Here is a 24,881-nt window from a genome sequence, read left to right on the forward strand (position 1 = left end):
GACATTACGATACTGAACTGATATCAAATAATTTGAGTTAAGGATGACTTATGAAAAATGATTTCCGAATTGGCGTCGACGCTGGCGGGACGTTCACTGACTTTGTACTGGCAGAAAAAAGCGGCGACGTGCATCTGTTCAAAGCCCCTTCCACGCCTGAAGACGGCACCTTGGCCATTGCCAATGGCCTACAGCAGATCGCCACCCAGTTTGACCGTTCTATCGAAGAGATTATCCAAGCCTGTGACCTATGTATCAATGGTACAACTGTGGCGCTCAACGCCTTGATTCAGATGAAAGGTGTGAAAGTTGGACTATTATGTACCAAAGGTCACGAAGACAGTATCGAGATACGCTTAGGGCATAAGGAGGAAGGGCACCGCTATGATGCCAGTTACCCGCCAGCGCCACAAATCGCCACCCGTGATCGCCGCTTTCCCATTCGTGGTCGTATCTTAGCTGACGGTACTGAGCATGAACCACTAAATGAGCAAGACGTCCTCGATGCCATCAAAGTGTTGAAAGAAAAAGACGTCAAGGCAGTGGCCATCTCTTTTGTCTGGTCTATTCGCAATACCCAGCATGAGCAGCGCGCAAAGGAGCTGGTAGAGCAGCATATGCCAGGGGTGTTTGTCTGCTGTGGCAGTGAAGTATATCCACAAATTAAGGAATATACCCGCACCTCAACGACGCTGGTGAATGCCTACCTAAGTCCAGTTATGGCCTCTTATGTCCATAAGATCGATGATTATTTTAAGGCGTTAGGCGCAGAGCAGCCCGTGCGTTATTTTCAGTCCAATGGCGGGCTTGCGGTTGGCGAGATCATGCGTGAACGGGCGGTGAATGCCATCAACTCAGGCCCAGCGTCAGCACCACAAGCGGGTCTATATATCGCCAGTCCTTTTGGTATTGACGATATCATCACCGTTGATATGGGCGGCACGTCTTTTGACATCACCATGGCAAAATCAGGTAGAACCAGTCTCAACCGCGATATAGATTTTTTACGTAATCGCATTGGCGTGCCGATGATTCATGTCGAGACCTTGGGCGCAGGCGGCGGCTCTATTGGTCATGTCAATACCTTTGGTATGTTAGAAGTCGGCCCTCAAAGTGCTGGCGCCACCCCTGGGCCGGCGTGTTATGGTAAAGGTGGCGAGCAGCCAACGGTGACTGATGCCAACTTGGTATTGGGTTATCTACAGCCAAATGCGGTGTTAGGCGGTAGTGTGACCTTGGATAAAGAAAAAGCAGTACAAGCGGTACAGACGCACATTGCTGATCCACTGAAGATTGATCTGGCTCACGCGGCTTTTGGTATCAGTGCCATCGTCAACCAAAACATGTCCAATGCGATTCGCCGTATTACTATTGAAAAAGGTTATGACCCGCGTGACTTTACCCTGATATGTGCTGGCGGCGCTGGTGGTATGCATATTATCGCGCTTGCTGAAGAGATGGGTATTCGCACTATCTTAATCCCCAAGATAGCTTCTTGCCTGTGCGCCTTTGGCCAAATCATCTCTGATATCAAGTATAACTACTTGGCGACACAAATGATGATCATCGCCCCCGAGGCTGATTTGCACGATCTCAATGCAAAACTACAAGAGCTCGAAGAGCAGGGCGTACAAAAACTACTCGAAGATGGCTTTACAGATGAAGACATCTCTATCGAACGTACCATGGAGATGCGCTACGTCGGTCAGGTACATGAATGTAATGTGCTGATACCAAACGGCAAGCTCGATGCTGAGAGCGTGCAAACCATCTTGGAGTCGTTTCATCAGCGTCACAAAGAGTTGTATACCTATGATGAGCGTGATAGTAAGGTTGAGCTAGTCAATATCGAAGTGGCGGTGATTGGTAAGATTAGTAAGCCAAAGCTACCAACTCTGCCTGCCCAGCAAGGTGACATCAGCCAAGCTCAGATTGACAGTCGTAAGATGTTATTTGATCAATCTTATGACTGGATCGACACGCCTATCTATGATGGCGAACAGTTCGGAGCTGGCGCTGTGGTCACTGGCCCTGCGCTTATTCAAGAGCCAACCACGACTCTGGTGATTAAGGACGGCTGGCAAGCAGAGCTACATGAGACTGGGACCTATAAGTTGACCAGAGCGGCATAAAACAAAATTTAAGCTTTATATTAATGTTAAGGCGTCAGGTATTGAACAGCGTTCAGTTCCTGACGCCTTTTTTGGCTTTATTTAGAATATAAAAGAGAATCGTTCATTATTAACTGCTAGGATATCAGTACAGTTGTGTACCAATTACTGAGTATTCAAGGATGACTGCAAATCACAAGCCAAACAACCCTCAATACACTGATCAAAATCCATCAGTTGAGTTATCGGTCACTGTCAAGGATACCTTAGATGATAAGAGTGTCTTAGACGCCCCTGTGTTAGCGATACCACCGATAGATAAGGTACAGACACTGGACGCACTTGACTGGAAGCGCACCATTAATGATACTTATTTTGATCTTGATGTCAGCTTCAGGCAGCCAAATAAGTTTTCTGGTTTTTTGCAGCATTCTAAGCTGTTAGACATAGGCGTGTCGCGTTATTATGCTAATACGGTACACTATGATCGCGGTGTGCAGAGCTCTGATTATACTGACGACAGTATTTTGATTACGTTTCCTATCACAGGCGATGTGCATTTTGCCCAAAAAGGACGGCAGCTGACTTCTAAGCCTGGGCAGTTCTTTATTGAGCTATCCAACTTACCTTACGAGTTTTACCATCTGCATGAAGCGTCGCTATATGTGATCAAAGTACCGCTCGCATTACTCACTGCGCAAATACGCACCATAGAGCGCCAGTTTGCGCGTAGCTTATCTATCGATGAAGGCGCTGGCAGGCTACTGGTTTTTCAGATGCGGCAAATACTGGAGTTTATGCAGAGCCATCAGCTGGACGATTTGGAGATCAAAATATTAGAGCAGCAGCTACTAAATCTCATTGTACTCACCTTAGCGCACCTAAAGAAGTCATGATGAGTAACACTTCTTCTATACAGTCGGTGCATTTAAAGCGTATCGAGCATTACGTATATTTGAACTTAGAAAACCCTGCTTTGACCCCAAAAAAAGTCGCCACTGCTTGCCATATTTCTGTCAGATACCTGCACAAGCTTTTTGCTGACCTGCCTTATAGTTTTTCAGAGTGGGTAAAAGAGCTGCGTCTAAAACAAGCCAATCATATTTTAAAGAGTAAAAGTTATGTGACCATTGAGGAAGTCGCTCATAAAGTAGGCTATGGCGATCAAAGTTACTTTTCGCGTATCTATAAACAGTACTTTGGTTATACGCCTCGGGATACGCCCAAAACGTGATAATAAGGTATTGTTAAGGCTATACTGGCAAACTTGAGATTAAGTCATAATATAACTTCTATACCTATATATGTAAAAATATGAATATATAGTATAAAAGACAGCAAAAAAGGGCAATGCATCACACAAGACGAACGTACTGCCTTCTTTAATCATCTAAATAATTAAGCATCTATACTGTCCACTGCTCATTAATAATAGCAACTAGGTAGCGTTTTCCCTGATACTCATCAAACACCAAACGCATGATGCGCCAGTCCATACCGTCAAACTCTTCTGTTCCCTTATAGTAAAACTCAACAAATTCTGAGTTTTGATATATGTTTTTTAAGTTGTTTATCATGTTTCCGTTTTGCTTAAACTCATTAACACTCAGGGTAGATTCATTAAACTTATCAGCATCGACCCAAGTCTCCAAATAATCAGGTAGTGGAATGACCAAGGGATCGCCAGTACCGTCACGTTCACCCCAAGTAAAGCGAATTTTAGATTCTTGTAGATATTGGGCAAACTGTGCAGGACTGAAGACTTTATCTGACTCTGGACGTACATAGGCATACATCGAAAAACGCACACCGCGAGTTGGATGGATGTCGTTGGTGATTCTGGCATAGTCGTTATTGGCAAGCGCACGTTGGATACGTAATGCTTGCTGTCTAAGCGTTTGCTGACTCATGTCAGAGACGACAGGCGCTGATGAATTGCCGTTTTGATGATTGGGAATGGTCGTGTTGGACTCAGCAGAAGATTGACAGCCAGTTGCAGTTAGGATGGATGCGAAACACACAGCAGCAGATAACTTATATAGACAAGACTTAGAGATACTAAGGCAAGATGACGGCATCATAAAAATATCCTTATCGTAACTAAATTAAGTTAATTGAAATTATAATCAGTACTGCAATAAGCTTTGATTGAACAATGCTTGCTTAAGCGTACAATGAATATCCTTACTAAATTAGCAAACATTAGGAGGGAGTTTTGTAATATTTGGTTTACAGAATACTCTCAAAGCCGTTGGTTTGTTTTCGCATAATGTATATTATGTTAAATAGACTCTATTTGTGATTAGGCTCAGAAGTTTTTTTATTATATTTATCAGTTATTTATATAGGACACTGTATCCATAGGAACTTTGTTTCAGATTTATCTTGTTACTGTCACTCTTGCTCTGCATTGTTGCTAATATCACTGATTCTTATATCAACTCATACGCCGGCAATGTTCTGTTTAAATCTCACGCCATTGAGGTGCCTTCGTATCTTCTGCTGTACTCTGCCGATTGCTTAACCAAAATTGGTCTATGAAAAATGCTATGAGACTATCTTTGATTTTGATACTGCTTGTAAAACCTCTTGTAGTATCTACACTGGTACCAAAGACAGTTATTAAATACTATCTACTGTTACTTGATAATCAGTGATATCAGTCTGATTAATATTTATTTTCATGATGCTTCCTCTTTTATCCTCTCAACCAAAAAGTCTACCGCCGCTTTTACTTTTGGCACTAAATAGCGCTGCTTTTGATACAGCAAATACACGGCCATATCAGCATGTTGCGTAATCGCCAGTTCATGCTCAAACTTAAGCGCTTGCAACTGCCCTGACTCAAGATAAGACGCTAATGCCCAGCGAGTTGACATCAGAATGCCCTCACCCTCACAAGCTTTTCTCGCCAGCCACGGCCCATTATTTGAAATCGCAACCGCTGGTCCTGAGACATCATGCCATTGACCATCCACATGACATAACCAAGGCGTTGGCCCTGTCGGCGCTTTAAAATACAGACCGTTATGTTGCTTTAACTCCATCACATTTTTAGGCATACCGTATTTTTCTAAATAACTTGGTGAAGCGACAGGGATAAACCCATTATCCATGAGCCTTATCGCTAATACACGCTCATTGGGTGCGTAACCACCACGAATAGCGATATCAACATCGTCCCGCCCCAGCGTTGACAATTCATCACTTAAGCTGACATCTAGGACAATCTCGGGGTATAACGCGCTAAATTCATCCAACAATGGCAGTAGGATTTTTTCACCAAAGCCCACCATCGAGCTGATGCGCAAACGTCCCATTGGCGTGGTTTGGTAACTGCGCACCGTTTCATGGCTTTGTTTTAATTGACTTAATATTTGCTGTACATCGTTATAGTAAATCTGCCCCACTTCTGTCAGTTTGACGATGCGGGTCGAACGCTTTAATAACGTCGCACCCAAACTCTTTTCTAAATCAGCGACTCGCCTTGAGAGCGATGAGGGCGGCACATCAAACACTTTTGCCGCTTTGGTAAAGCTGCCCGTTTCGGCGACTTTACTGAAATAACGTATTGCCCGTAATTGATCCAACTCACTTCTCCCTTTAAGAAACAATCATCAATAATTAGCTTTTAAGAAGCATCTACGCATTTTCGCTTTATTATTGTCTTAAAAGCAATAGTGATTCACATTTACCCTTATATACAAGCCAATTAAAACCAGTAATAATAGATTCAACTTAGACATTGCAGCCTTAGTTTCGTTTCTTTGGCAGTAAAAACAACAATCACACTAATAGTGGAAAAGTGACTAATACCGAATAGCATTTATCAATCGAAGCACTCAAACTAAGCTCTATCTAAATTCAATAACACATACTTTGACCAATCTGAAATTGATTGGTTTAACACCCTTAATTATTTGCAGGAGCAAAACACAATGTCAGATACAAACATCCAACTAGTCTCAACCATCAGCGCAGACAACAAACTAACCTTATCTTTGCAAGACATCGATATGCCGCAGCCAGGTGCTGACGAAGTCGTTGTACGCATTGAAGCAGCGCCATTAAACCCATCTGACCAAGCGGTGTTGTTTAGCGCTGCTGATATGTCCACAGCGACTGAGTCAGGTACAGAAGAGCGTCCCGTTATCACAGCGGATGTTCCCGCGCAGTTCATGCCAGCGCTGAAAACGCGCGTTGGTAAAGACACACCTGTAGGCAATGAAGGCGCAGGAACCGTGGTTGCAGTGGGCTCATCACCTGCAGCACAAGCATTGATGGGTAAAACAGTAGCGGTGATTGGCGGCGGTACTTATCGTCAATATTTATCTGCTAATGTACAAAGCTGCTTAGTATTAAAAGACGGCACGACGGCTAAAGAAGGCGCTTCCTCTTTTGTGAACACGCTGACTGCACTGGCAATGGTTGAAACCATGCGTGCCGAAGGTCACAAAGCCATCATTCATGCGGCAGCAGCTTCTAGCCTCGGTCAAATGCTCAACCGTATTTGTATGGCTGATGGCATTGATTTAATCAACATCGTACGCAAAGAAGAACAAGAAACCTTGCTACGTGATATGGGCGCAAAATATGTGGTTAACTCAAGCAAAGATTCTTTCCTTGCTGACTTGACGGCAGCAATTACTGAAACGGGTGCGACGATTGCATTTGATCCTATCGGTGGCGGTAAACTAGCCAGCGATATCCTTAACTGCATGGAAGCGGCAATCACTCGCGATGTCGAAGAATACAACGTGTATGGCTCTAATACGTTCAAACAAGTTTATGTTTATGGCGGATTAAACCGTGGCCCTATTACGCTCAATCGTAACTTCGGTTTTGCTTGGGGTGTTAACGGCTTCTTGTTATTCAATGCACTAGGCAAATTAGGCACTGAAACGGTCATGTCGATGCGTAAACGTGTGGCAGAAGAAATCACCACCACCTTTGCTAGTCGTTACACCCATGAAGTGTCATTGGCAGAAGCGCTACAATTAGATTCAATAGCGGCTTACTCTAAACAAGCGACAGGTGAGAAATACTTAATTACCCCGCAAAGCTAGTGGCTGTAGAAATAATAGATTTTTAATAACTGGTTCGTTCATAACTGGTTTCTCAATAAAAAAAAGCAGATACTCATTGATGGGTATCTGCTTTTTTTACATGCTCGTAAAAGCATATCGGTATTACCAGAGAAACAACCGATTATTTTTAGAGACTGTGATTTATCGTTATAAGCCAAGCGTACCTTGTCGCGATTTACCCGAACGCTTTAAAGAAAGGGATTCAGCATACTAAGAGGATTAACATTGGCTTGACAGCTTTTATTCGAGCAGCAGCTGTACTATCATGCCAATGCACAAGCGCCAATTTTACCCTTAAATCCTTAATACTGCAGTCACTGCCCCATCGCTAGGAAGCTGACATGATTGTTCGGCAAAAACCAAATGCCCTTAAGATATTTTTTACTCTACGTGGCTCAATCATCCCAAAGATTTACTATCAAATACTGCTGATTACTTTTTTGAGTTCTTTAATTACGGCTATTCAGCACTGGTATCCCAGTTATTTCTCATCTTATGGTACCGCTCCTTTTATTTTACTGGGCGTTACCCTATCATTATTTCTTGGATTTCGCAACAATGCCAGCTATCAGCGTTGGTGGGAAGCTCGAGGATTGTGGGGTCAATTGGTGTTTGATGCGCGTAGCCTGACCCGTCAAGTGATTTCCTTTATAGACGACGATACTGAGACTGGGCGTGATACCCAGCGGCAAATGATCCATTTAACCATCGCTTTTACCCATGCTTTGCGTCACCGACTTCGGGAGACTTCGCCTTGGGAGGACGTCGAGCGCTTTGTGGAACCAAAGCATCATGCAAGCATGCGGCAAACACAAAATCTGCCTGACTATTTAATGCGATTGATGGGCAAAAAGCTTGGTGATAGCCGCCGTCAGGGGCAGTACTCGGAGCTGATGGTACAAAACATGGATGAGCGTTTGACCTCTATGACCATTGTTTTAGCGGCCTGTGAGCGTATTCACAACACTCCTCTACCCTTTGCTTATATGCTCTTGGTACATCGTACTACCTACTTATACTGCTTTATGTTACCCTTTGGCTTGGTTTCATCTTTGGGCTGGGCAACGCCTTTAATCTGCGCCGTGATCGCTTATACTTTTTTTGGTTTAGATGTCCTCAGCGAAGAGTTGGAAGAGCCTTTTGGCTTAGCTGCTAATCAACTGCCACTGAGCGCTCTGTCACGAACTATCGAAATTAACTTGCTAGAGGCATTGGGAGAAGATGAACTTCCGCCTGCTATTATTCCTGAGAATGGTTACTTACAGTGAGTAGTCATTCTCCTAAAACTCTCCAAAAGTTTGTGTTTACTACCCTGTCTGTGAATTTGGATCTGCTTCCCAATCCTTAAGTGGATTGACTATAGTGCTCTTTAGGCCTATATTTAGAAGTATAATTTCCAAAAAATCAATACCATGGAGTGGGATATGAACAGGGTTGTCAAAGGATCTGTTTCAGTCATAGACATGGTCGCCGACCTAAAAAAAGGCAACCTTTGTCCAGTTAAGCTTGTTGAAAAGACCTTTGCGGACATCAAATCTTCCGACCCGACTATTTTTACAGAATTGCTCGAAGAACGGGCACTTAAAGAAGCCCATGCTTCAAGAAAGCGGCACCGCGAAGGCAATCTGCTCAGTGCCTGGGATGGTATCCCTGTTGCGTGGAAAGACCTGTTTGATATAGAAGGCCGTGTGACCACCGCAGGATCGGTGGTGCTCAAATCCAACGCGCCAGCTACCCGCGATGCCAACATGGTAGCAAATGCCAGTCAAGCCGGCCTTATCTCAATAGGCTGTCTGAATATGACTGAGTTTGCCTACTCAGGCCTTGGTCTCAACCCTCACTTTGGCACACCCAAAAACCCACACGCTACTGGCCCTGATCGCATTCCTGGTGGCTCTTCCTCAGGTTGCGGAGTCGCTGTCGCCCGCGGATTGGTGCCACTCGCTATCGGTAGCGATACTGGCGGCTCAATACGTATACCTGCTGGACTAAATGGCATAGTTGGCTACAAAGGCTCTAGTATAGCCTTTCCAAAAGGAGGGACGTTTCCACTCTCACCGACATTGGATACCTATGGTCCACTTGCCGCTGATGTAAAAAGCTGCATCGGTGCGGCAGAGATTCTCAACGGTCGTAATATCAAAACCCCTCTCCCAACACCTATTCACACGCTTAAATTCTTTATTCCGACCAATGTTGTCTTTAAAAATGCGCAACAGGCAGTGATACAGAATTTTGAAGAAAGTGTCCGCGCGCTTGAGCTGGCAGGCGCTACGGTGGTACGTGGAGTCTGTAGCGAGTTTGACGAGATAGGCAGGCTTGCTCGGGAACATGGCTACTTAGTTGGCCCAGAAGCCTTAGACATACACTGGGATCTGGTGCATTCTGAGCGTGCGTCGCAGATGGATCCACGAGTGCTTGAGCGTATTTTTGATGCAGGAGACATGACGGCACGTGACTTACTGGTGATTTTGAGAGAGCGCGCTAGATTGATTCAAAAAAACCGTCAAATTCTGGGCGATCAAATTGTGCTATTTCCTCCTACACCCATCACGGCCCCCGAACTTGAACCACTTGAGCAAGACGATGAGCTATATATCTATACCAATGCGCTAATGCTACGCAATACAGCACTTGGTAACTTTTTGGACTGGTGCGGGGTAACCTTACCTAATGGTGTAGATGACAATCAGATGCCTACCAGTATTTTGCTATCGATGCCAGGCGGCCGAGAAAGCGACTTGTTGGCTGCTGCGCTTTCTGTAGAAAGCTTACTTGCTCAAAACTGAAAACAGCGATTTATAGAGACAATTAAATAAAGGTAAAGTAAATAAAGTTAAAACAAGCAAAGGAAGAAGAAACAACCCATACCATCAAAGGAGTGAGACATGTCAAAAACTATTATATGCGGATTCGGCACGGACGTTGACTCAGTGGCAGGTCAAATCGGCTCGTACGGCGGCGGCGAAAGCCCATCAGACATTCAGCGCGGTGTCTGGGCTTCTGAAGTTGGCGTCCCGCGCCTATTACGGCTGTTTAAGAAATACGATATGCGCACCTCGTTTTTCATCCCTGCGCATAGTATCGAAACCTTTCCTGATATTGCCAAAATGATCGTCGATCACGGTCATGAAGTAGGCGCGCATGGCTACTTACATGAAAACCCAATTGCCATGACCCGCGCTCAAGAAGAAGCGGTTATGGAGAGATCGGTTGAGCTGATTATAAAGCTGACTGGTCAAAGCCCGCGTGGTTATGTGGCACCATGGTGGGAGATGTCAGCTGCGACCCCTGAGATCCTCGCCAAATATGATTTTAAATATGACCATAGCCAAGGCTACCGTGATTTTCAGCCGTTTTATGCTCGGGTTGGCGATAAGTGGAACGTGATCGATTATTCTAAAACAGCGGAAGAATGGATGCACCCTATGACCCATGGTGAAGAGATCGATCTGGTCGAGATTGGTGCCAACTGGTACATGGATGATTTGCCACCGATGATGTTTATGAAAAACGTCCCCAACAGCCACGGGTTCGTCAATCCACGCGATATCGAAGAGATGTGGCGTGACCAGTTTGATTGGGTTTATCGCAATATGGATTATGCGGTCTACCCCTTTACTATCCATCCAGATGTATCTGGGCGTCCGCAAGTATTGCTGATGCTTGAGCGGCTCATTGATTACATTAATAGCCATGAAGGCGAAGTTTGGATGCCGTTTGAAGATATTGCTGCAGATTTCCGCCAGCGCTTCCCGTTTGAAGGTGGGAAACGTCCAGAGGTTATTTAAGCACTTTGTATTAATAAGTTTATGGGCCTTGGTAGTACTAGTAGGGTTTAAAGAATTCTTCAAAGCGCTGCCAAGGTCATCTATAAGGAGAACAGTGATGTGTAATGCATGTGGTAATCCAGCGGCTCCAGGGCATTGGACAGAAGCAGGCGCCCAAACTGGCGGTATTCGCCTCAGAGCCATGTTTCATCGAATATCAATACTAAAGCGCGTACTAAAACCTTATGGTTTTTCAGTATATGCGGATGGGGTAATCCCGCAGATTCAGCTGATATGTCCAGGCGGAGCCCGCGTCATGGTCAATAATTTAACTGAGCTGTGGGCTGAAGTAGAACGTCGTCAAGGCTTTGCAGTTGACCCTTTAAAAATGCATGCCGTGGCTTGATCTATATGCAAACCTCACAAGATAACCGTCTGGATATCGTTCTACTAAGTGGCTATCTGGGTTCAGGTAAGACCACATGGCTGCGTCATGCGCTTTTTACCAAAACCTTTGGTCACACGCAAGTCTTCACTCAAGAAGCGGCAGAGCAACCTGTTGATGACCTGCTATTAGGCGAAGCGATGAGCGTCAAAGTTCTGACTGGAACCGCGGGCACCCCAAAAGGTAAAGAAGAATTAATATCAGCACTGCTTGAGGTTGCCGAATCCCGAACAAACGGACAAAAGCGTGATTTGACTACCACTCAGCCTGACATCTCTCCTACTCCTGATACTCTGATCATAGAAACCAGCGGTTTAGCTGATCCCGAAGAGATTATCGTAGCGATTAGAGAGCATCCTATTCTGGTTTACCATTTTGCGCTTAAAGAAACCATCATCATGGCTGATGCGCTACATTTCCACGTAGCGCTAAAGACTGACGCTTTATGCCGTCAGCAAATACTATCGGCTGATCGCGTTGTCATTGCAAAATCAGAGGAAGTATCCGAGCAGTCTTTATCGAACCTTGTTTCAACCCTCAGCAAAATTAATCCAGCCGCCCCGATTTCATTATCCGCATTCGGTGTCGAAAGCCCTGTGCCACCACTGCCAGAGCCGACCGAAATCTACGAATCAACTATCGCTAATGTAGGAACACCAACGACTGTGGTTTCGCTACCGATTCCAAAAAAAATAGATTGGGTTGAGTTTACCGTTTGGCTGTCGGCATTGCTGCATGCTCGGGGTGATACAATCCTGCGAGTCAAAGGCGTATTGCAGACAGACGAAGGTGCGCTATTACTGCAGTCTGTACGTAAGGTGATGCAACAACCAGAGATCCTGCCTGCGGAAGAAAGTGACTCTAGACCTGGAGATATTGTGTTTATAGGAGAAGAGATGAATCAAGAGGCTTTACTGAAATCTCTGTCTTCTTTCATTGGAAAAGAATAATAACAATGGAAGTCTGAGCTAAAACAATGAAAGGCATAGTAAGTGTTGGACATGGAAACATTCAGTTGATCTTATAGCTGCTTACTATCATTGATGCTAGTCTGGAACTTCACGGTATATAACAATCTGTGCTTCTTCTCTAAAATCATCGAAACTTATGGCAGACTCAGACTCATTTTGGGAGGCCTCGTCATCTGTTTTTTCTACCGTCTTGTCTGGAAGTTTTAATGTCTGTGTTCTCGTGACCATCCTAGGTTTGGTATGTACGGGATCATAATTTTCAGTACCAGCAGCGCGCTTGACAGAATAGACTGTGCTTAGCTCATCTACCTTTGTATTCTCTACATTTTCATTGGTTGGTTTGGCTGCAGCAGTTATGGAGAGATGACTCAAGTTGTCATTTTCTATCTTTGAATCACCTGTATTGGTACTTTCACGGTCAGTGACTGTTTCATCTGCTACCGCTTGCGCGCTCTCAATAACTGGCGAGCTGCTGCTCACCATTGCCGCTTGAGAATCACTAGAAGCTAAGCGATCGGTTAACGATACCAAGACGCCTGTGGCATTCAATATCACTACGATAACGCCAATCAATAAAGCAGCGCAGAAAACACCAAGAATAATCAACAGCTTGACACTACTGCTCGACCTGTCCTCTATTGGCTCTGCGTGTTTGGTAGAAGTTGTCTTTGCTTTTGCTGCTGTATCAAAAGAAGTGTTTTTGCTTGTTGCGACTGTTTTATCATAGCTAGAGACGTTATTATGAGCGTTTACTGCACTGGGCGGCTTATCAGAGCTGTTATCCTGCATCACCTTTTTGAGGTAGCGCTCATACACACTAAGGCTGCGGTCATTAATATTTAATCTAAGATCATCGTCAACAAACCCTGAGCCACCATCATGGTTACCTGTATTATTATTTGAATTTTTCTTAAGATGATACCCAGTCAGTTCGCATTGCAAATCAGGTTAAGGGAATGTTATCGTCGATTTGCGTCTTTTCTGGGATCTTATCAGCGATCCTCAGTGACTATATGCGAATATTCATAACGCTCTATATAAGCGTTGAATTGACATTATGAGGGCAAGCTTTGATGGTAAGCAACAGATGTTGGGATGAGTAATACAATTGACCGATAAACGGTTTTACAACATATTTTTAGCATCATAAGAACCTTATATCTCTTTGTTTTTCTCAACATAAGTCAACGACAAACAGGTATTGAGAATGATAAGTCAGTAAAAATGCAGTATTAAGCAATAAAAAGGTCTCTTGTAAGGACATAATCATGGATTTAAAGCAGCTCAACGCCTTTATTGCCATTGCTGAGTTACAAAGCTTTAGCGCAGCAGCGAAGATGACAGGTTTATCGCAACCAAGCCTTAGTCGACAGCTGAAACAGCTCGAGACAGAAATGGGCGTGGTGCTGATTGATCGTTATCATAGGCCGCTGCAACTGACGGAAGCTGGCCAGTTTTTTTATGACAAAGTCAGCACGGTACTGACAGAGCTCAATAACATCACTAGCATGACTCAGCGGCTATCAGCGCCAAGTACGGCATTGAACATTGGTTTTGTGCCCTCCGTACTTTATGGGCATTTACCAGAGATTATTGCGACGTTGAAACGGCAAAACCCTGATATTGCGGTTAATCTCAAAGACATCAGCTCCTACCAACAAATCGAGGCACTTAAATCTGGTGAAATTGATATCGGCTTTGGCCGCTTTGCCCATCAAGATGCTTGGGTGCAGCAGATTTTATTACGTCATGAACGCTATTTGGTGGCATTACCCAAAGCACATCCCCTTGCTGATAACCAAGAGCAGCGCTTGATTGACTTGGCAGATAATCGTTTGATTCTGTATCACCAAACCCATTTGCCCGTGCCTACTATGACCAATGCAACCACCAAAAGTTATAGTCCAGATGATCCGCCACCAACGAACAAACCAGTCACTGAACCTTTGCTGTATTTATTTGCTCAGTATGGCATCACACCATTCATGACGACCGAAGTCAGTGATCTGCAAGTGGCCCTTGGATTAGTCGCTGCTGGTGAAGGCATTACTTTGGTGCCCGCTAGTCTAAAAACCGTGCGTACTGAACAGATCAGTTATCAGCGTCTGATTCATGAAAACGCCACCTCCCCTATTTATTTGCACACTCTCAAAGATTTTGTGCATCCCAAAATACCTAACTTGCTCAGTGCTGTCTATCGGGTCTATGAGCAGCGCGGTATTACCTATCGACGTCAGCAGTTTGTCTAAGGATGATAACCAACTATCTATTGGCAGTAATAGAAAAAATGATTATTATCATGCACAGCATGAGTTGTGATACAGTCAAAGCTTATTTTCTTAAATTTTCCTAATGCGCTGTCATGTTTACTAGCAGTGCATCACAGGCCAGTTATGACTGGCCTTTTTATATACTTGAGGTATTCATGACCGCACAACCCCTTAACACTGCCAATAGTGACGCAGCGCCAAAAGGCTTTAGTTGGCGTATATTTGGCCCAGGTATCTTGATGGCGACGGCTGCCATCGGTGGCTCACATCTGATTTCATCCACCCAAGCGGGTGCCATATACGGTTGGCAGTTGGCGATTATGATTATCCTTGCCAACTTTTTTAAGTATCCGTTTTTCCGTTTTGGTACTGACTATGTCTATGAGACCGGTGAGAGCCTGATTGCAGGCTATGCCAAGCGTTCAAAAGCCTATCTATGGATTTACTTTATCCTTTCGATCTTATCTGCAGTGATTAGTACTGGCGCCGTGACGCTACTGGCTGCGGTGATTTTGGGCTTTATGCTGCCAGCTTCTGTGGGGCTATCTAGTATCAGCTTAGCGGTCATAATCGTTGCGGTATCTTGGTTCTTTCTGATTGCTGGTCATTACAAGCTGCTTGATGGAGTGACCAAGTGGATTATGATTGCTTTGGTCACTGCAACGGTATTAGCGGTCATGATTGCTGCTGGCAAGCCAACAGTGATGACGCCTGATTTTGTCGCGACTTCCCCTTGGAATTTAGCGACGCTAGGGTTTATTGTTGCCCTTATGGGCTGGATGCCAGCGCCACTTGAGTTTGCAGCTATCACCTCGATGTGGACCTCTGCTAAAGCAAAAGCAGATCACACCACGCATCGTCAAGGCTTGCTTGACTTCAATGTGGGTTTCTTAGTCTCTGCTATCCTAGCGTTGTTCTTTTTGTCACTGGGTGTCTTTGTGCAGTATGGCTCTGGTCAAGAGATTGAATTGGTTGGCGGCGCCTATATCAATCAGCTCATAAACATGTATACCGCCACGATTGGTGAATGGTCAAGACTGCTGGTCGCATTCGTTGCCTTTATGTGTATGTTTGGTACCACCATTACCTGTGCTGACGGTTATGGACGTGCCAACGCTGAGTGCTGGCGTTTGATCAAAGGTGAAAGCGAAATCAATAAAAAGCAGGTTGCTTTTTGGACGACTTACGCGATTGGTGGTGGACTGGTTATTATCACCTTCTTCACTGGACAGTTAGGCGCTATGCTGAAGTTTGCCATGGTATCTGCCTTTGTATCCGCACCTATCTTTGGTTGGCTCAACTACACATTGGTAAAAAACCACAAAAAACTCTCCCCTGGTATGAATGCCTACTCGATTGCAGGCTTGCTGTTCTTAAGTGGCTTTACACTGCTATTTTTGGCAAACCTTGCTGGTCTATTTGGCTAAGGTCTTATCAAGTAAAAAACGCATTGAATAAAAAAGCCCTTGTAGCTGATAGCTATGAGGGCTTTTTTATGGGTATATTTGAAAGGTGACACAGAATTAATGTAACAAATTATTTCCTAGAGTTAAGCGTTATCCTAGCCAATTTTACCGATATGAATAATGGTCACAGCAAATCATTACTATACGGATATTACTATTCGTAATTCAAATACTACTACTACAAACCAACGCTTTGCTAGCGTAAGCGAAGGCATTAAGGATAATCACCACTTCCATATAGGGGGAATTGCGTATACTCTAAGTCAACTAAGGTTCAATGAATGCCCAGTGCTACTTATTTATTTACATTAAAATAAGACCAACTACTTACCCAAGGATTATCAAATGACATCTTCAGCTGGCGCGCGCTTTCGCAGTGCGATGAAACAAAAAAACGATAATAATCAACCACTACAGATTGTTGGTACCATCAATGCCTATACTGCCATGATGGCAACACAAGTCGGTCATCAGGCACTATATCTTTCAGGTGCCGGCGTAGCAAATGCCTCTTTTGGCTTGCCAGATTTGGGTATGACGAGTCTTGATAATGTCCTAGAAGATGCTCGCCGTATTACTGATGCAGTAGATACGCCACTATTAGTCGATGTTGATACGGGTTGGGGCGGCGCCTTTAACATCAGCCAAACCGTTAGAAAAATGGAAAAAGCGGGCGTCGCAGCGGTACATATCGAAGATCAAGTGGCTCAAAAGCGCTGTGGTCATCGCCCTAATAAAGAAATCGTCAGTATCTCTGAGATGGTCGACCGTCTAAAAGCCGCTCTTGATGCCAAAACAGACCCTGATTTTGTGGTCATGGCACGTACTGACGCTTTGTCTGTTGAAGGACTGGACGCTGCTGTTGAGCGCGCGGTCGCTTTCCAAGAAGCAGGCGCTGACATGATCTTTGCTGAAGCATTAACAGACATTGAGATGTATCGTAAGTTTACCGACGTGCTAGATATCCCAGTACTAGCAAACATGACTGAGTTTGGTCAAACTGATCTGTACACCACTGAGCAGCTGTACGGTGTTGGCGTAGACATGGTGTTATATCCATTATCAGCCTTCCGTGCGATGAATAAAGCCGCTCTAAATGTTTATCAGCATATCTTGTCTGATGGCACACAACAAAACGTCGTTGACACCATGCAGACGCGCATGGAGCTCTATGACTTCTTGAACTATCACGAGTTTGAGCAAACACTAGACAAACTTTTTGCTGACAACAAGTAAGGTAAAAACTTGTTTTCTCATTGAGAATTTTTAACAGTTAACCCTGTTCAACCCAAGCAAGCAACAAAACCATTAACAAAAGGAATTTATCATGGCAGCAGGCAAGCAATTATCAGGCGCAGGACTACGTGGTCAGGTCGCTGGCAAGACTTCATTATCAACTGTCGGAAAGTCAGGCTCAGGTCTAACTTATCGCGGTTATGATGTGTCAGATCTTGCAGAAAAATGCATCTTTGAAGAAGTGGCATATTTGCTACTTTATGGCAACTTACCTACTCAAAGTGAGCTAGATGCCTATCAAGCTAAGCTCAAAACAATGCGTGGCCTACCACAAGCCCTAAAAGACGTGCTTGAGCGTATTCCGGCTGAGGCCCATCCAATGGATGTGCTGCGTACTGGTTGCTCAATGCTTGGCAACCTTGAGATGGAAACGGACTTTGATCAAGAGAACGATAAGACTGATCGTATGCTGGCTGTGTTCCCATCCATCATCAATTACTGGTATCGCTTCACCCACGACAATGTGCGCATCGAAACCGAAACCGATGATGACACTATCGGCGGTCACTTCTTACATCTATTAAAAGGTGAGAAGCCAAATGAGCTACATGAAAGAGTGATGAACGTCTCACTTATCTTGTATGCAGAGCATGAGTTCAACGCCTCTACCTTTACCGCGCGCGTTTGTGCCTCCACCCTGTCTGATATTCATTCATGTATCACAGGTGCTATTGGCTCACTTCGTGGCAACTTGCATGGCGGCGCGAATGAAGCAGCTATGGATATGATCCAAGACTTCAAGTCAGCTGACGAGGCTGAAGAAGAGATGATGGCAATGCTGGCGCGTAAAGATAAGATCATGGGCTTCGGTCATGCGATTTATAGTGAATCAGATCCGCGTAACGTTATCATCAAAAAATGGGCTGAAAAACTGGCCGAAGATGTGGGTGACACGGTCTTATACCCAGTATCAGTACGCTGTGAAGAAGTGATGTGGCGTGAGAAAAAACTGTTCTGTAATGCTGACTTCTTCCATGCATCAACTTATAACTTCATGGGTATTCCAACCAAGCTATTCACACCAATTTTTGTATGCTCGCGCCTAACAGGTTGGGCGGCTCACGTATTTGAGCAGCGTGCAAACAACCGTATCATTCGCCCAAGTGCGGAGTACATCGGTGAAGAGCCAAGAGACGTGCCAGATATTGCTAATCGTTAATTTTTTGAGGTAAAACTTGTAGGGTGTGCCGTGCGCACCCTACATTTCTACAGCTTTTAGAAAAATCAAAACTCTCCATACGTTAATCTTATGTTTATTTAGCAAAATCTATCATTAATCATAAATTTTGCTAAACAAATCTTCTCCTCTCTTTCATCTCACAATAAAGGAAAGCACGCCATGAGCGACAACAAGCAGCCTTTAACGCAAGTTAATCCGCAGACCATGAATGAAAAGTACAAAAAACCACTGCCAGCTTTTGATAATAGCAGTACCGATTTGCATTACTTTGATGTCGAGCAAGCTGTCAATGAGATTGAGCCTGGTGCTTATGCCAAGCTGCCGTTTAGCTCAAAAGTATTGTGTGAAAACTTACTACGCCGCTGTCCTCCAGAGGATTTAACCGAAGCCTTGTCACAGCATATCTACCGTAAGCAAGACATCGATTTCCCTTGGTACCCTGCCCGTGTCGTATGTCACGATATTTTAGGTCAGACCGCTTTTGTCGATTTGGCAGGCTTGCGTGATGCTATCGCTGCTGAAGGAGGTGATCCCTCCAAAGTAAATCCCATCGTGCCAACGCAGCTTATCGTTGACCACTCGCTAGCAGTAGAGCATGCAGGTTTTGAAGAAGACGCGTTTGAAAAGAACCGTGCTATCGAAGAGCGCCGTAATGAAGACCGTTTCCACTTTATCAACTGGTGTCAGTACGCCTTTGATAACGTCAACGTCGTACCGCCTGGTAACGGCATCATGCACCAAATCAACTTAGAGAAAATGTCCCCAGTCGTGCAAGTCGTTGCCGACCAAAACGGTGATGCGATTGCCTTTCCTGATACATTAGTAGGTACCGATAGTCATACGCCTATGGTTGATGCACTGGGTGTTATCTCAATCGGTGTTGGTGGACTAGAAGCCGAAAGCGTGATGCTTGGCAATCCCTCATACATGCGCCTGCCAGACATCATCGGTGTCGAGCTGACTGGTAAATTACAAGAAGGCATTACTGGTACGGATTTAGTACTAGCAATGACTGAGTTCTTACGTGATGAAGGCGTGGTATCAGCTTATTTAGAATTCTATGGCGAAGGTGCACGCAACCTAACGGTTGGTGACCGCGCTTCTATCTCAAATATGACACCTGAATATGGCGCAACCGCAGCGATGTTCTCCATCGATGAGCAAACCATTGATTATCTACGCCTAACGGGTCGTACCGAACAGCAAATCAAAACCGTAGAAGCTTATGCAAAACAGGTTGGCCTGTGGGCTGATGGCATGGTAGATGCTGAATACGACCGTGTATTACGCTTTGATTTATCAAAAGTCGTGCGTAATATCGCTGGTCCTTCACGCCCCCATGCTCGCGTATCTACGACTGATTTGGTCAAAGAAGGTATTGCTCACGGCGAAGGTAATAAGTTGCCAGAACCAAAAGACGGTTTGATGCCAGATGGTGCGGTCATTATCGCCGCTATCACAAGCTGTACCAATACTTCAAACCCACGCAACATGGTGGCCGCTGGTATTGTCGCTCGTAACGCAGTTGAAAAAGGTTTAATCCGTAAGCCTTGGGTGAAGTCGTCATTAGCGCCAGGCTCAAAAACCGTTAAGCTGTATTTAGAAGAGGCAGGCTTGCTACCTGAGTTACAAAAATTAGGCTTTGACGTCGTTGCCTTTGCTTGTACGACATGTAACGGCATGAGCGGTGCCTTAGATCCAGAGATCCAGCAAGAAATCATCGACCGTGATCTATTTAGCACGGCTGTCCTATCTGGTAACCGTAACTTTGATGGTCGTATCCATCCATATGCCAAGCAAGCGTTCCTCGCCTCACCGCCTTTGGTTGTGGCTTACGCTATCGCTGGTAATATCCGCTTCGATATCGAAAAAGACTCACTTGGCAAAGATAAAGACGGCAACGATGTGTATCTAAAAGACATCTGGTTTGATGATGCTGAAGTTGATGCCATTGTTAAGTCAGCGGTGAAGCCTGAGCAGTTTAACCAAGTATATATCCCAATGTTTGATGAAGCCAAGTCAGACGCTGGTCGCAATGAAGCATCTGTCATCGATCCGCAGTATGACTGGCGTGAGATGAGTACTTATATCCGTCGCCCTCCTTATTGGGAAGGCAAAATGGCAGCGATGAACAAGCTAAAAGGCATGCGTCCGTTAGCAGTATTGGGTGACAACATCACCACCGATCACATGTCACCGTCTAATGCCATTATGGGTGATAGTGCGGCTGGCGAATATCTCGATACGATGGGCTTGCCTGAGGAAGATTACAACTCCTATGCGACTCACCGCGGCGATCATTTAACCGCACAACGTGCCACTTTTGCCAATCCAAAACTGCTTAATGAGATGGTACGTGACGAAGAAGGTAACGTCATCCAAGGGTCACTCGCTCGTGTGGAGCCACAAGGTGAAGTCATGCGTATGTGGGAAGCGATTGAAACCTACATGAACCGTGAACAGCCGCTGATCATTATCGCTGGTGACGGCTATGGTCAAGGCTCAAGCCGCGACTGGGCTGCCAAAGGCGTGCGTTTGGCTGGTGTGGAAGTCGTCGTCGCAGAAGACTTTGAGCGTATTCACCGTCAAAACTTAGTCGGTATGGGCGCACTCCCCGTTCAGTTCAAAGAAGGCGTCAACCGTAATACGTTAAACATCGATGGCAGCGAAGTGTTCGATCTCGAAGGTGAAGTATCGGCTGGTGGTGAGATGACACTGGTCATTCATCGTAAAGATGGCAGCATCGATAGAGCGCCCGTTATCTGCCGCTTAGATACGGCTGATGAGGTAAAAATGTACAACTCTGGCGGTATGCTCCAGCGTTTTGCCAAAGAGTTTATCGATGGCACGCTAAATATTGCGTAAGCATCATGACTTTTAAGTAATTATAGAACCGATGTTGTATAGACTGTCTATATGGTATCGGTTTTTTTATTAGCATTTATTAAGCATATAATTTATATAAAGGACTCCCATAATGACCCAATCAACCTCTCACAACAAACCAAAATTCGCCCCGCAAATCTCCGTACCCGCCACCTATATGCGTGGCGGCACGTCAAAAGGCACCTTCTTTAAGTTATCCGACCTACCCGAGCGCTGCCAAGTGGCTGGCAAGGCGCGCGACAACTTTCTACTAAGAGTTATTGGCAGCCCAGATCCTTATGGCAAGCAAATCGATGGCTTAGGCAACGGTAGCTCTAGCACCTCTAAGACGGTTATTTTATCTAAAGCGAAACAAGCAGACCATGATGTCAACTATCTGTTTGGGCAAGTTAATATTGCCAAACCGATGATAGATTGGGCAGGTAATTGTGGTAATTTAACTGCTGCGGTAGGCGCTTGTGCGATTAATATGGGCTTAGTTGACGCGGATAAAATTGCTAGTAGCATTGATAAAGACGCGGATAGCGGTATTTGTGAAGTGCATATTTGGCAAGAGAATATCAGCAAAACCATCATTGCACATGTGCCTGTATACAAAGATGAGAATAGCAAGGTACAAGTCCAAGAAACGGGTGACTTTGAATTAGATGGTGTCACCTTCCCTGCTGCTGAGGTCAAAATTGAATTTATCGACCCAGTAGACTCTTCCAGTGATATGTTTCCGACCAATAATTTAGTCGATGATTTTGATGTCTCTGGTTGCGGACTAAAGACTGATAGCGTCAAAGCGACCTTTATCAGCGCAGGTATCCCAACTATCTTTATGAAGGCAGAAGACTTAGGATTTACAGGGACTGAGTTGCAAGGCGATATCAATAGCGATGATGACACCTTAGCTAAGTTAGAGGCAATCCGTGCGCGTGGTGGCGTTGCAATGGGCTTATTTAAAGACGAGTCTGAGGCGCAAAGTAGCCAGCATATACCCAAAATCGCTTGGGTTGGCGCTGCACAAAGTTATACCGCGTCAAGTGGCAAAGAAGTTAATACAGCAGATATAGATTTAGTGGTGAGAGCGATGAGTATGGGACAGCTGCATCATGCGATGATGGGCACAGCTGCAGTGGCGATAGCTGCAGCAGCGACCACGCAAGGTACATTGGTCAATGAAGCCGCTGGCGGTGGTAGCCTTGGTGAAGTTCGTTTTGGTCATCCATCAGGTACGTTGCTCGTTGGTGGTAAGACCTAACAAGTCGATGGACGCTGGCAGGCCAAGAAAGTCTCTATGAGTCGTTCTGCCCGTCGTATTATGGTGGGTGAAGTTTTTGTGCCAAATAATAGTTTTTAGTTAACGTATTTTGGGATGCCAATTAAAGTCTCTATAATAGCTATCTATCTGTAAGGTACATTACAATCACTACTGGTAAGCAATTAACGAAGCTCTTTGACCGTAGTGATTTAACTGACATTAAATAGCGCTTTAATATTATGCCCACTTCCCCACGCCGCGTTCCTTTAGATATCAAGCCTCCCACTAAGAAAACAGAACGGGGGGCTTTGCTGTGGTCTATCCTAAAAAGACTTGGCGAGTTTGCTAGACCTTATCGCGGCCTATTTATACTCACGCTTATACTGACGGTGCTTGGGTCGTTTACCGCGCAGGTGAATGCCTTTGTACTGCAATATACCATTGATACCTTAACCAATCTTGTTGACTTGCCTGATCCGTGGGAAGAAGGTTTAAATTTACTGATACTCATTAGTACGGTTTTATTGGTAAAAGAGATACTAAACGTTGGTATTACCTTTGGTCAGCGCTATTTTGGTGAGCGTATCCGTATTAACTTGTCGCGTGATCTCTCACAAAAAGTAGTCGATCGCATTTTGTCTTACAAGATGGCGTTTTATACCAGTGATGAAAACGCCAGTGGTAAGCTACAAGCCCGTATTGATTTGGGTGTTAGCAGTCTCACGCAACTGGTGCAAAATTTCTTTATTGACATGCTGCCGCTGTTTGCCAGTGCCATCGTGTCATTAATCATTATGTTTAATGCCAACTTTTGGGTCGGCATGGTTGGGCTGATTATTGTCCCAATTTACTTTTTTGTCAGTCAGAGGCAAGCGAATCGTTTACAAGGGTTTCGTAAACAAATGCGCCAATACCGTGAGACCAAAAGCGGTTTGGTCATTTCAATTATCGACTCTATTACTGTCATTAAATCCTTTGTGCGTGAGCCGATTGAGTCTGATAAGCACTGGGAAATCCAGAAGGACATGACGGCCAATCAGCTGCGTATTCGCAGTATCGCCTTTATGTATAATGCTGGTAAGAGCTTTATTGAGCAAATCGGCGTCGTGGTAATTATTATTCTAACCGCTTATTTCGTGCTTAATGGGCAGATGACCATTGGTGCGATTATGTTTCATATCTTACTGTTTCAAAACGTCGCCGCCCCTATTCGTGAATTGCACCGTATCTATGACCAAATCAATAATGCCCTGACCTATGCTGAAGGGTTCTTTGATATCTTGGATGATGATCAGGCGATTGAGAGCGAAGGTAAAATAGAATGCACCGACTTAAAGGGTCATATTGAGCTAAAAGATGTTAATTTCTCCTATCCTAACGGTAAGCAGGCGCTTAAGGATGTGAGCTTTAATATTTATCCCAACCGCATTACGGCTTTGGTCGGATTAAGCGGTGCAGGTAAGAGCACCATTATCAATCTATTGGTGAAGTTTTATGATCCAAGCAGCGGCACTATTTGCTTAGATGGTCGTGATTTAGAAGAGTACAGTACCCAGAGCTTACGTGAGCAAATCGGCTTGGTACTACAAAAAAACCATATTTTTTCGGGTACTATCGCTGACAATATTCGTTATGGTGCCATGGATGCCACTGATGAGGAGATTGTTGACGCGGCGAAACAAGCCTCTATCCACGAACAAATACTAGGCATGCCTGAAGGCTACGAAAGTGAAGCCAAACTACTCTCTGGCGGTCAGCAGCAGCGTATTGCGCTGGCACGTATGTTCTTAAAAGATCCACCGATTGTATTTTTGGATGAGCCAACAGCTAGCCTTGATGCCATTGCTACGCAGCAGATTAAGCAGAGCTTAGATTTAATAAAAAAAGACCGTACCGTGATTATCGTCTCACACAATATCTCACAAATTATCGATGCCGATGATTTGGTGGTTATTGAAGATGGACGAGTTATGGAGACAGGAACGCACGAAGAGCTGTATGCCAATCATGGTAAGTACTATGAGATATTTAATGCTATGTCGGATAGTTTGAACTTGGATAAAATCAGCCAGACTATCAGTGGTTGATCTAAGAATCTTAGCATTATAAGGCGCTTCTCATGAGGACATGCCCTCGTCATAAACTCATGATTT

General features: G+C 44.7%; 18 protein-coding genes and 1 pseudogene. 16 read left to right on the forward strand and 3 right to left on the reverse strand.

What is annotated here, in order from left to right; translation table 11 throughout:
- The first annotated feature begins 50 nt into the window (after window positions 1–50).
- The 3 genes from capA (at window position 51) to JMX03_RS07165 (ending at window position 3,345) form a co-directional block, all read left to right on the forward strand.
- Window positions 51–2,132, forward strand: coding sequence for a caprolactamase subunit alpha (gene capA / locus JMX03_RS07155; RefSeq protein WP_201595620.1), 2,082 nt, complete (start codon window positions 51–53; stop codon window positions 2,130–2,132).
- A 161-nt stretch (window positions 2,133–2,293) separates the two neighbouring features.
- Entirely contained in the window at window positions 2,294–3,007 is a 714-nt protein-coding gene (locus tag JMX03_RS07160; RefSeq protein WP_201595623.1) for a cupin domain-containing protein, read from the forward strand.
- Window positions 3,007–3,345: a helix-turn-helix transcriptional regulator gene (locus JMX03_RS07165; RefSeq protein ID WP_201595626.1), complete on the forward strand. Its 339-nt coding sequence runs from the start codon at window positions 3,007–3,009 to the stop codon at window positions 3,343–3,345. Before JMX03_RS07160 ends, JMX03_RS07165 begins: the two co-directional genes overlap by 1 nt.
- A 172-nt stretch (window positions 3,346–3,517) precedes the next feature.
- Here JMX03_RS07165 and JMX03_RS07170 read toward each other — a convergent pair whose 3' ends face one another.
- Window positions 3,518–4,192, reverse strand: coding sequence for a hypothetical protein (locus JMX03_RS07170; protein ID WP_201595629.1), 675 nt, complete (start codon window positions 4,190–4,192; stop codon window positions 3,518–3,520).
- Window positions 4,193–4,792: 600 nt separating this feature from the next.
- Window positions 4,793–5,701: a LysR family transcriptional regulator gene (locus JMX03_RS07175; protein WP_201595632.1), complete on the reverse strand. Its 909-nt coding sequence runs from the start codon at window positions 5,699–5,701 to the stop codon at window positions 4,793–4,795.
- A gap of 348 nt (window positions 5,702–6,049) precedes the next feature.
- Between JMX03_RS07175 and JMX03_RS07180 the strand changes: the two genes are divergently transcribed.
- From JMX03_RS07180 to JMX03_RS07205, 6 genes are all read left to right on the forward strand, one after another.
- The gene (locus tag JMX03_RS07180; RefSeq protein WP_201595636.1) at window positions 6,050–7,177 is read left to right on the forward strand and encodes a zinc-binding dehydrogenase; all 1,128 of its coding nucleotides are present in this window, start codon (window positions 6,050–6,052) and stop codon (window positions 7,175–7,177) included.
- A 362-nt stretch (window positions 7,178–7,539) separates the two neighbouring features.
- Complete coding sequence (locus JMX03_RS07185; RefSeq protein ID WP_201595639.1) at window positions 7,540–8,466, forward strand: bestrophin family protein; 927 nt, start codon at window positions 7,540–7,542, stop codon at window positions 8,464–8,466.
- 156 nt (window positions 8,467–8,622) lie between these two features.
- The gene (locus tag JMX03_RS07190; RefSeq protein ID WP_201595642.1) at window positions 8,623–9,987 is read left to right on the forward strand and encodes an amidase family protein; all 1,365 of its coding nucleotides are present in this window, start codon (window positions 8,623–8,625) and stop codon (window positions 9,985–9,987) included.
- 99 nt (window positions 9,988–10,086) lie between these two features.
- Window positions 10,087–10,989 carry a polysaccharide deacetylase family protein gene (locus JMX03_RS07195; protein ID WP_201595645.1) on the forward strand — a complete coding sequence of 301 codons (903 nt, stop codon included), beginning with the start codon at window positions 10,087–10,089 and terminating at the stop codon, window positions 10,987–10,989.
- Between the two features lie 97 nt (window positions 10,990–11,086).
- On the forward strand, window positions 11,087–11,374 hold the full coding sequence (locus tag JMX03_RS07200) for a hypothetical protein (RefSeq protein WP_201595648.1): 288 nt from the start codon (window positions 11,087–11,089) through the stop codon (window positions 11,372–11,374).
- Window positions 11,375–11,379: 5 nt separating this feature from the next.
- Entirely contained in the window at window positions 11,380–12,363 is a 984-nt protein-coding gene (locus JMX03_RS07205) for a CobW family GTP-binding protein (RefSeq protein WP_201595651.1), read from the forward strand.
- A 96-nt stretch (window positions 12,364–12,459) separates the two neighbouring features.
- On the opposite strand, the gene JMX03_RS07210 is transcribed toward JMX03_RS07205, so the two are convergent.
- Window positions 12,460–13,173 carry a hypothetical protein gene (locus JMX03_RS07210; RefSeq protein WP_201595654.1) on the reverse strand — a complete coding sequence of 238 codons (714 nt, stop codon included), beginning with the start codon at window positions 13,171–13,173 and terminating at the stop codon, window positions 12,460–12,462.
- 479 nt (window positions 13,174–13,652) lie between these two features.
- Here JMX03_RS07210 and JMX03_RS07215 point away from each other — a divergent pair, with 479 nt between their 5' ends.
- From JMX03_RS07215 to JMX03_RS07245, 7 genes and pseudogenes are all read left to right on the forward strand, one after another.
- Window positions 13,653–14,633: a LysR family transcriptional regulator gene (locus tag JMX03_RS07215; protein ID WP_201595658.1), complete on the forward strand. Its 981-nt coding sequence runs from the start codon at window positions 13,653–13,655 to the stop codon at window positions 14,631–14,633.
- Between the two features lie 176 nt (window positions 14,634–14,809).
- Window positions 14,810–16,081, forward strand: coding sequence for an NRAMP family divalent metal transporter (locus JMX03_RS07220; protein WP_201595661.1), 1,272 nt, complete (start codon window positions 14,810–14,812; stop codon window positions 16,079–16,081).
- A gap of 384 nt (window positions 16,082–16,465) precedes the next feature.
- Complete coding sequence (gene prpB / locus JMX03_RS07225; protein ID WP_201595664.1) at window positions 16,466–17,356, forward strand: methylisocitrate lyase; 891 nt, start codon at window positions 16,466–16,468, stop codon at window positions 17,354–17,356.
- A gap of 91 nt (window positions 17,357–17,447) precedes the next feature.
- A complete protein-coding gene (prpC, locus tag JMX03_RS07230) occupies window positions 17,448–18,575 on the forward strand; it encodes a bifunctional 2-methylcitrate synthase/citrate synthase (RefSeq protein ID WP_201574741.1) in 1,128 nt (375 codons plus the stop codon).
- A 225-nt stretch (window positions 18,576–18,800) separates the two neighbouring features.
- Entirely contained in the window at window positions 18,801–21,461 is a 2,661-nt protein-coding gene (gene acnD / locus JMX03_RS07235; RefSeq protein ID WP_201597853.1) for a Fe/S-dependent 2-methylisocitrate dehydratase AcnD, read from the forward strand.
- 112 nt (window positions 21,462–21,573) lie between these two features.
- Window positions 21,574–22,827 (forward strand): annotated as a pseudogene (prpF, locus tag JMX03_RS07240) (2-methylaconitate cis-trans isomerase PrpF).
- A gap of 140 nt (window positions 22,828–22,967) precedes the next feature.
- Window positions 22,968–24,815, forward strand: a complete 1,848-nt coding sequence (locus JMX03_RS07245; protein ID WP_227695433.1) for an ABC transporter ATP-binding protein — start codon at window positions 22,968–22,970, stop codon at window positions 24,813–24,815.
- Window positions 24,816–24,881 lie beyond the last annotated feature (66 nt).

The organism is Psychrobacter fulvigenes (genome assembly GCF_904846155.1).
GTDB classification, from domain to species: Bacteria; Pseudomonadota; Gammaproteobacteria; order Pseudomonadales; family Moraxellaceae; genus Psychrobacter; species Psychrobacter fulvigenes.

Excerpts from the sequence above, each read along its gene's own strand:
- capA (WP_201595620.1), top strand. The coding sequence starts at position 51 with ATGAAAAATGATTTCCGAATTGGCGTCGACGCTGGCGGGACGTTCACT.
- JMX03_RS07195 (WP_201595645.1), top strand. The coding sequence starts at position 10,087 with ATGTCAAAAACTATTATATGCGGATTCGGCACGGACGTTGACTCAGTG.
- acnD (WP_201597853.1), top strand. The coding sequence starts at position 18,801 with ATGAATGAAAAGTACAAAAAACCACTGCCAGCTTTTGATAATAGCAGT.
- JMX03_RS07205 (WP_201595651.1), top strand. The coding sequence starts at position 11,380 with ATGCAAACCTCACAAGATAACCGTCTGGATATCGTTCTACTAAGTGGC.
- JMX03_RS07190 (WP_201595642.1), top strand. The coding sequence starts at position 8,623 with ATGAACAGGGTTGTCAAAGGATCTGTTTCAGTCATAGACATGGTCGCC.
- JMX03_RS07170 (WP_201595629.1), bottom strand. The coding sequence starts at position 4,192 with ATGATGCCGTCATCTTGCCTTAGTATCTCTAAGTCTTGTCTATATAAG.
- JMX03_RS07185 (WP_201595639.1), top strand. The coding sequence starts at position 7,540 with ATGATTGTTCGGCAAAAACCAAATGCCCTTAAGATATTTTTTACTCTA.
- JMX03_RS07210 (WP_201595654.1), bottom strand. The coding sequence starts at position 13,173 with ATGCAGGATAACAGCTCTGATAAGCCGCCCAGTGCAGTAAACGCTCAT.
- prpB (WP_201595664.1), top strand. The coding sequence starts at position 16,466 with ATGACATCTTCAGCTGGCGCGCGCTTTCGCAGTGCGATGAAACAAAAA.
- JMX03_RS07220 (WP_201595661.1), top strand. The coding sequence starts at position 14,810 with ATGACCGCACAACCCCTTAACACTGCCAATAGTGACGCAGCGCCAAAA.
- JMX03_RS07200 (WP_201595648.1), top strand. The coding sequence starts at position 11,087 with ATGTGTAATGCATGTGGTAATCCAGCGGCTCCAGGGCATTGGACAGAA.
- prpC (WP_201574741.1), top strand. The coding sequence starts at position 17,448 with ATGGCAGCAGGCAAGCAATTATCAGGCGCAGGACTACGTGGTCAGGTC.
- JMX03_RS07180 (WP_201595636.1), top strand. The coding sequence starts at position 6,050 with ATGTCAGATACAAACATCCAACTAGTCTCAACCATCAGCGCAGACAAC.
- JMX03_RS07165 (WP_201595626.1), top strand. The coding sequence starts at position 3,007 with ATGAGTAACACTTCTTCTATACAGTCGGTGCATTTAAAGCGTATCGAG.
- JMX03_RS07215 (WP_201595658.1), top strand. The coding sequence starts at position 13,653 with ATGGATTTAAAGCAGCTCAACGCCTTTATTGCCATTGCTGAGTTACAA.
- JMX03_RS07160 (WP_201595623.1), top strand. The coding sequence starts at position 2,294 with ATGACTGCAAATCACAAGCCAAACAACCCTCAATACACTGATCAAAAT.
- JMX03_RS07245 (WP_227695433.1), top strand. The coding sequence starts at position 22,968 with ATGCCCACTTCCCCACGCCGCGTTCCTTTAGATATCAAGCCTCCCACT.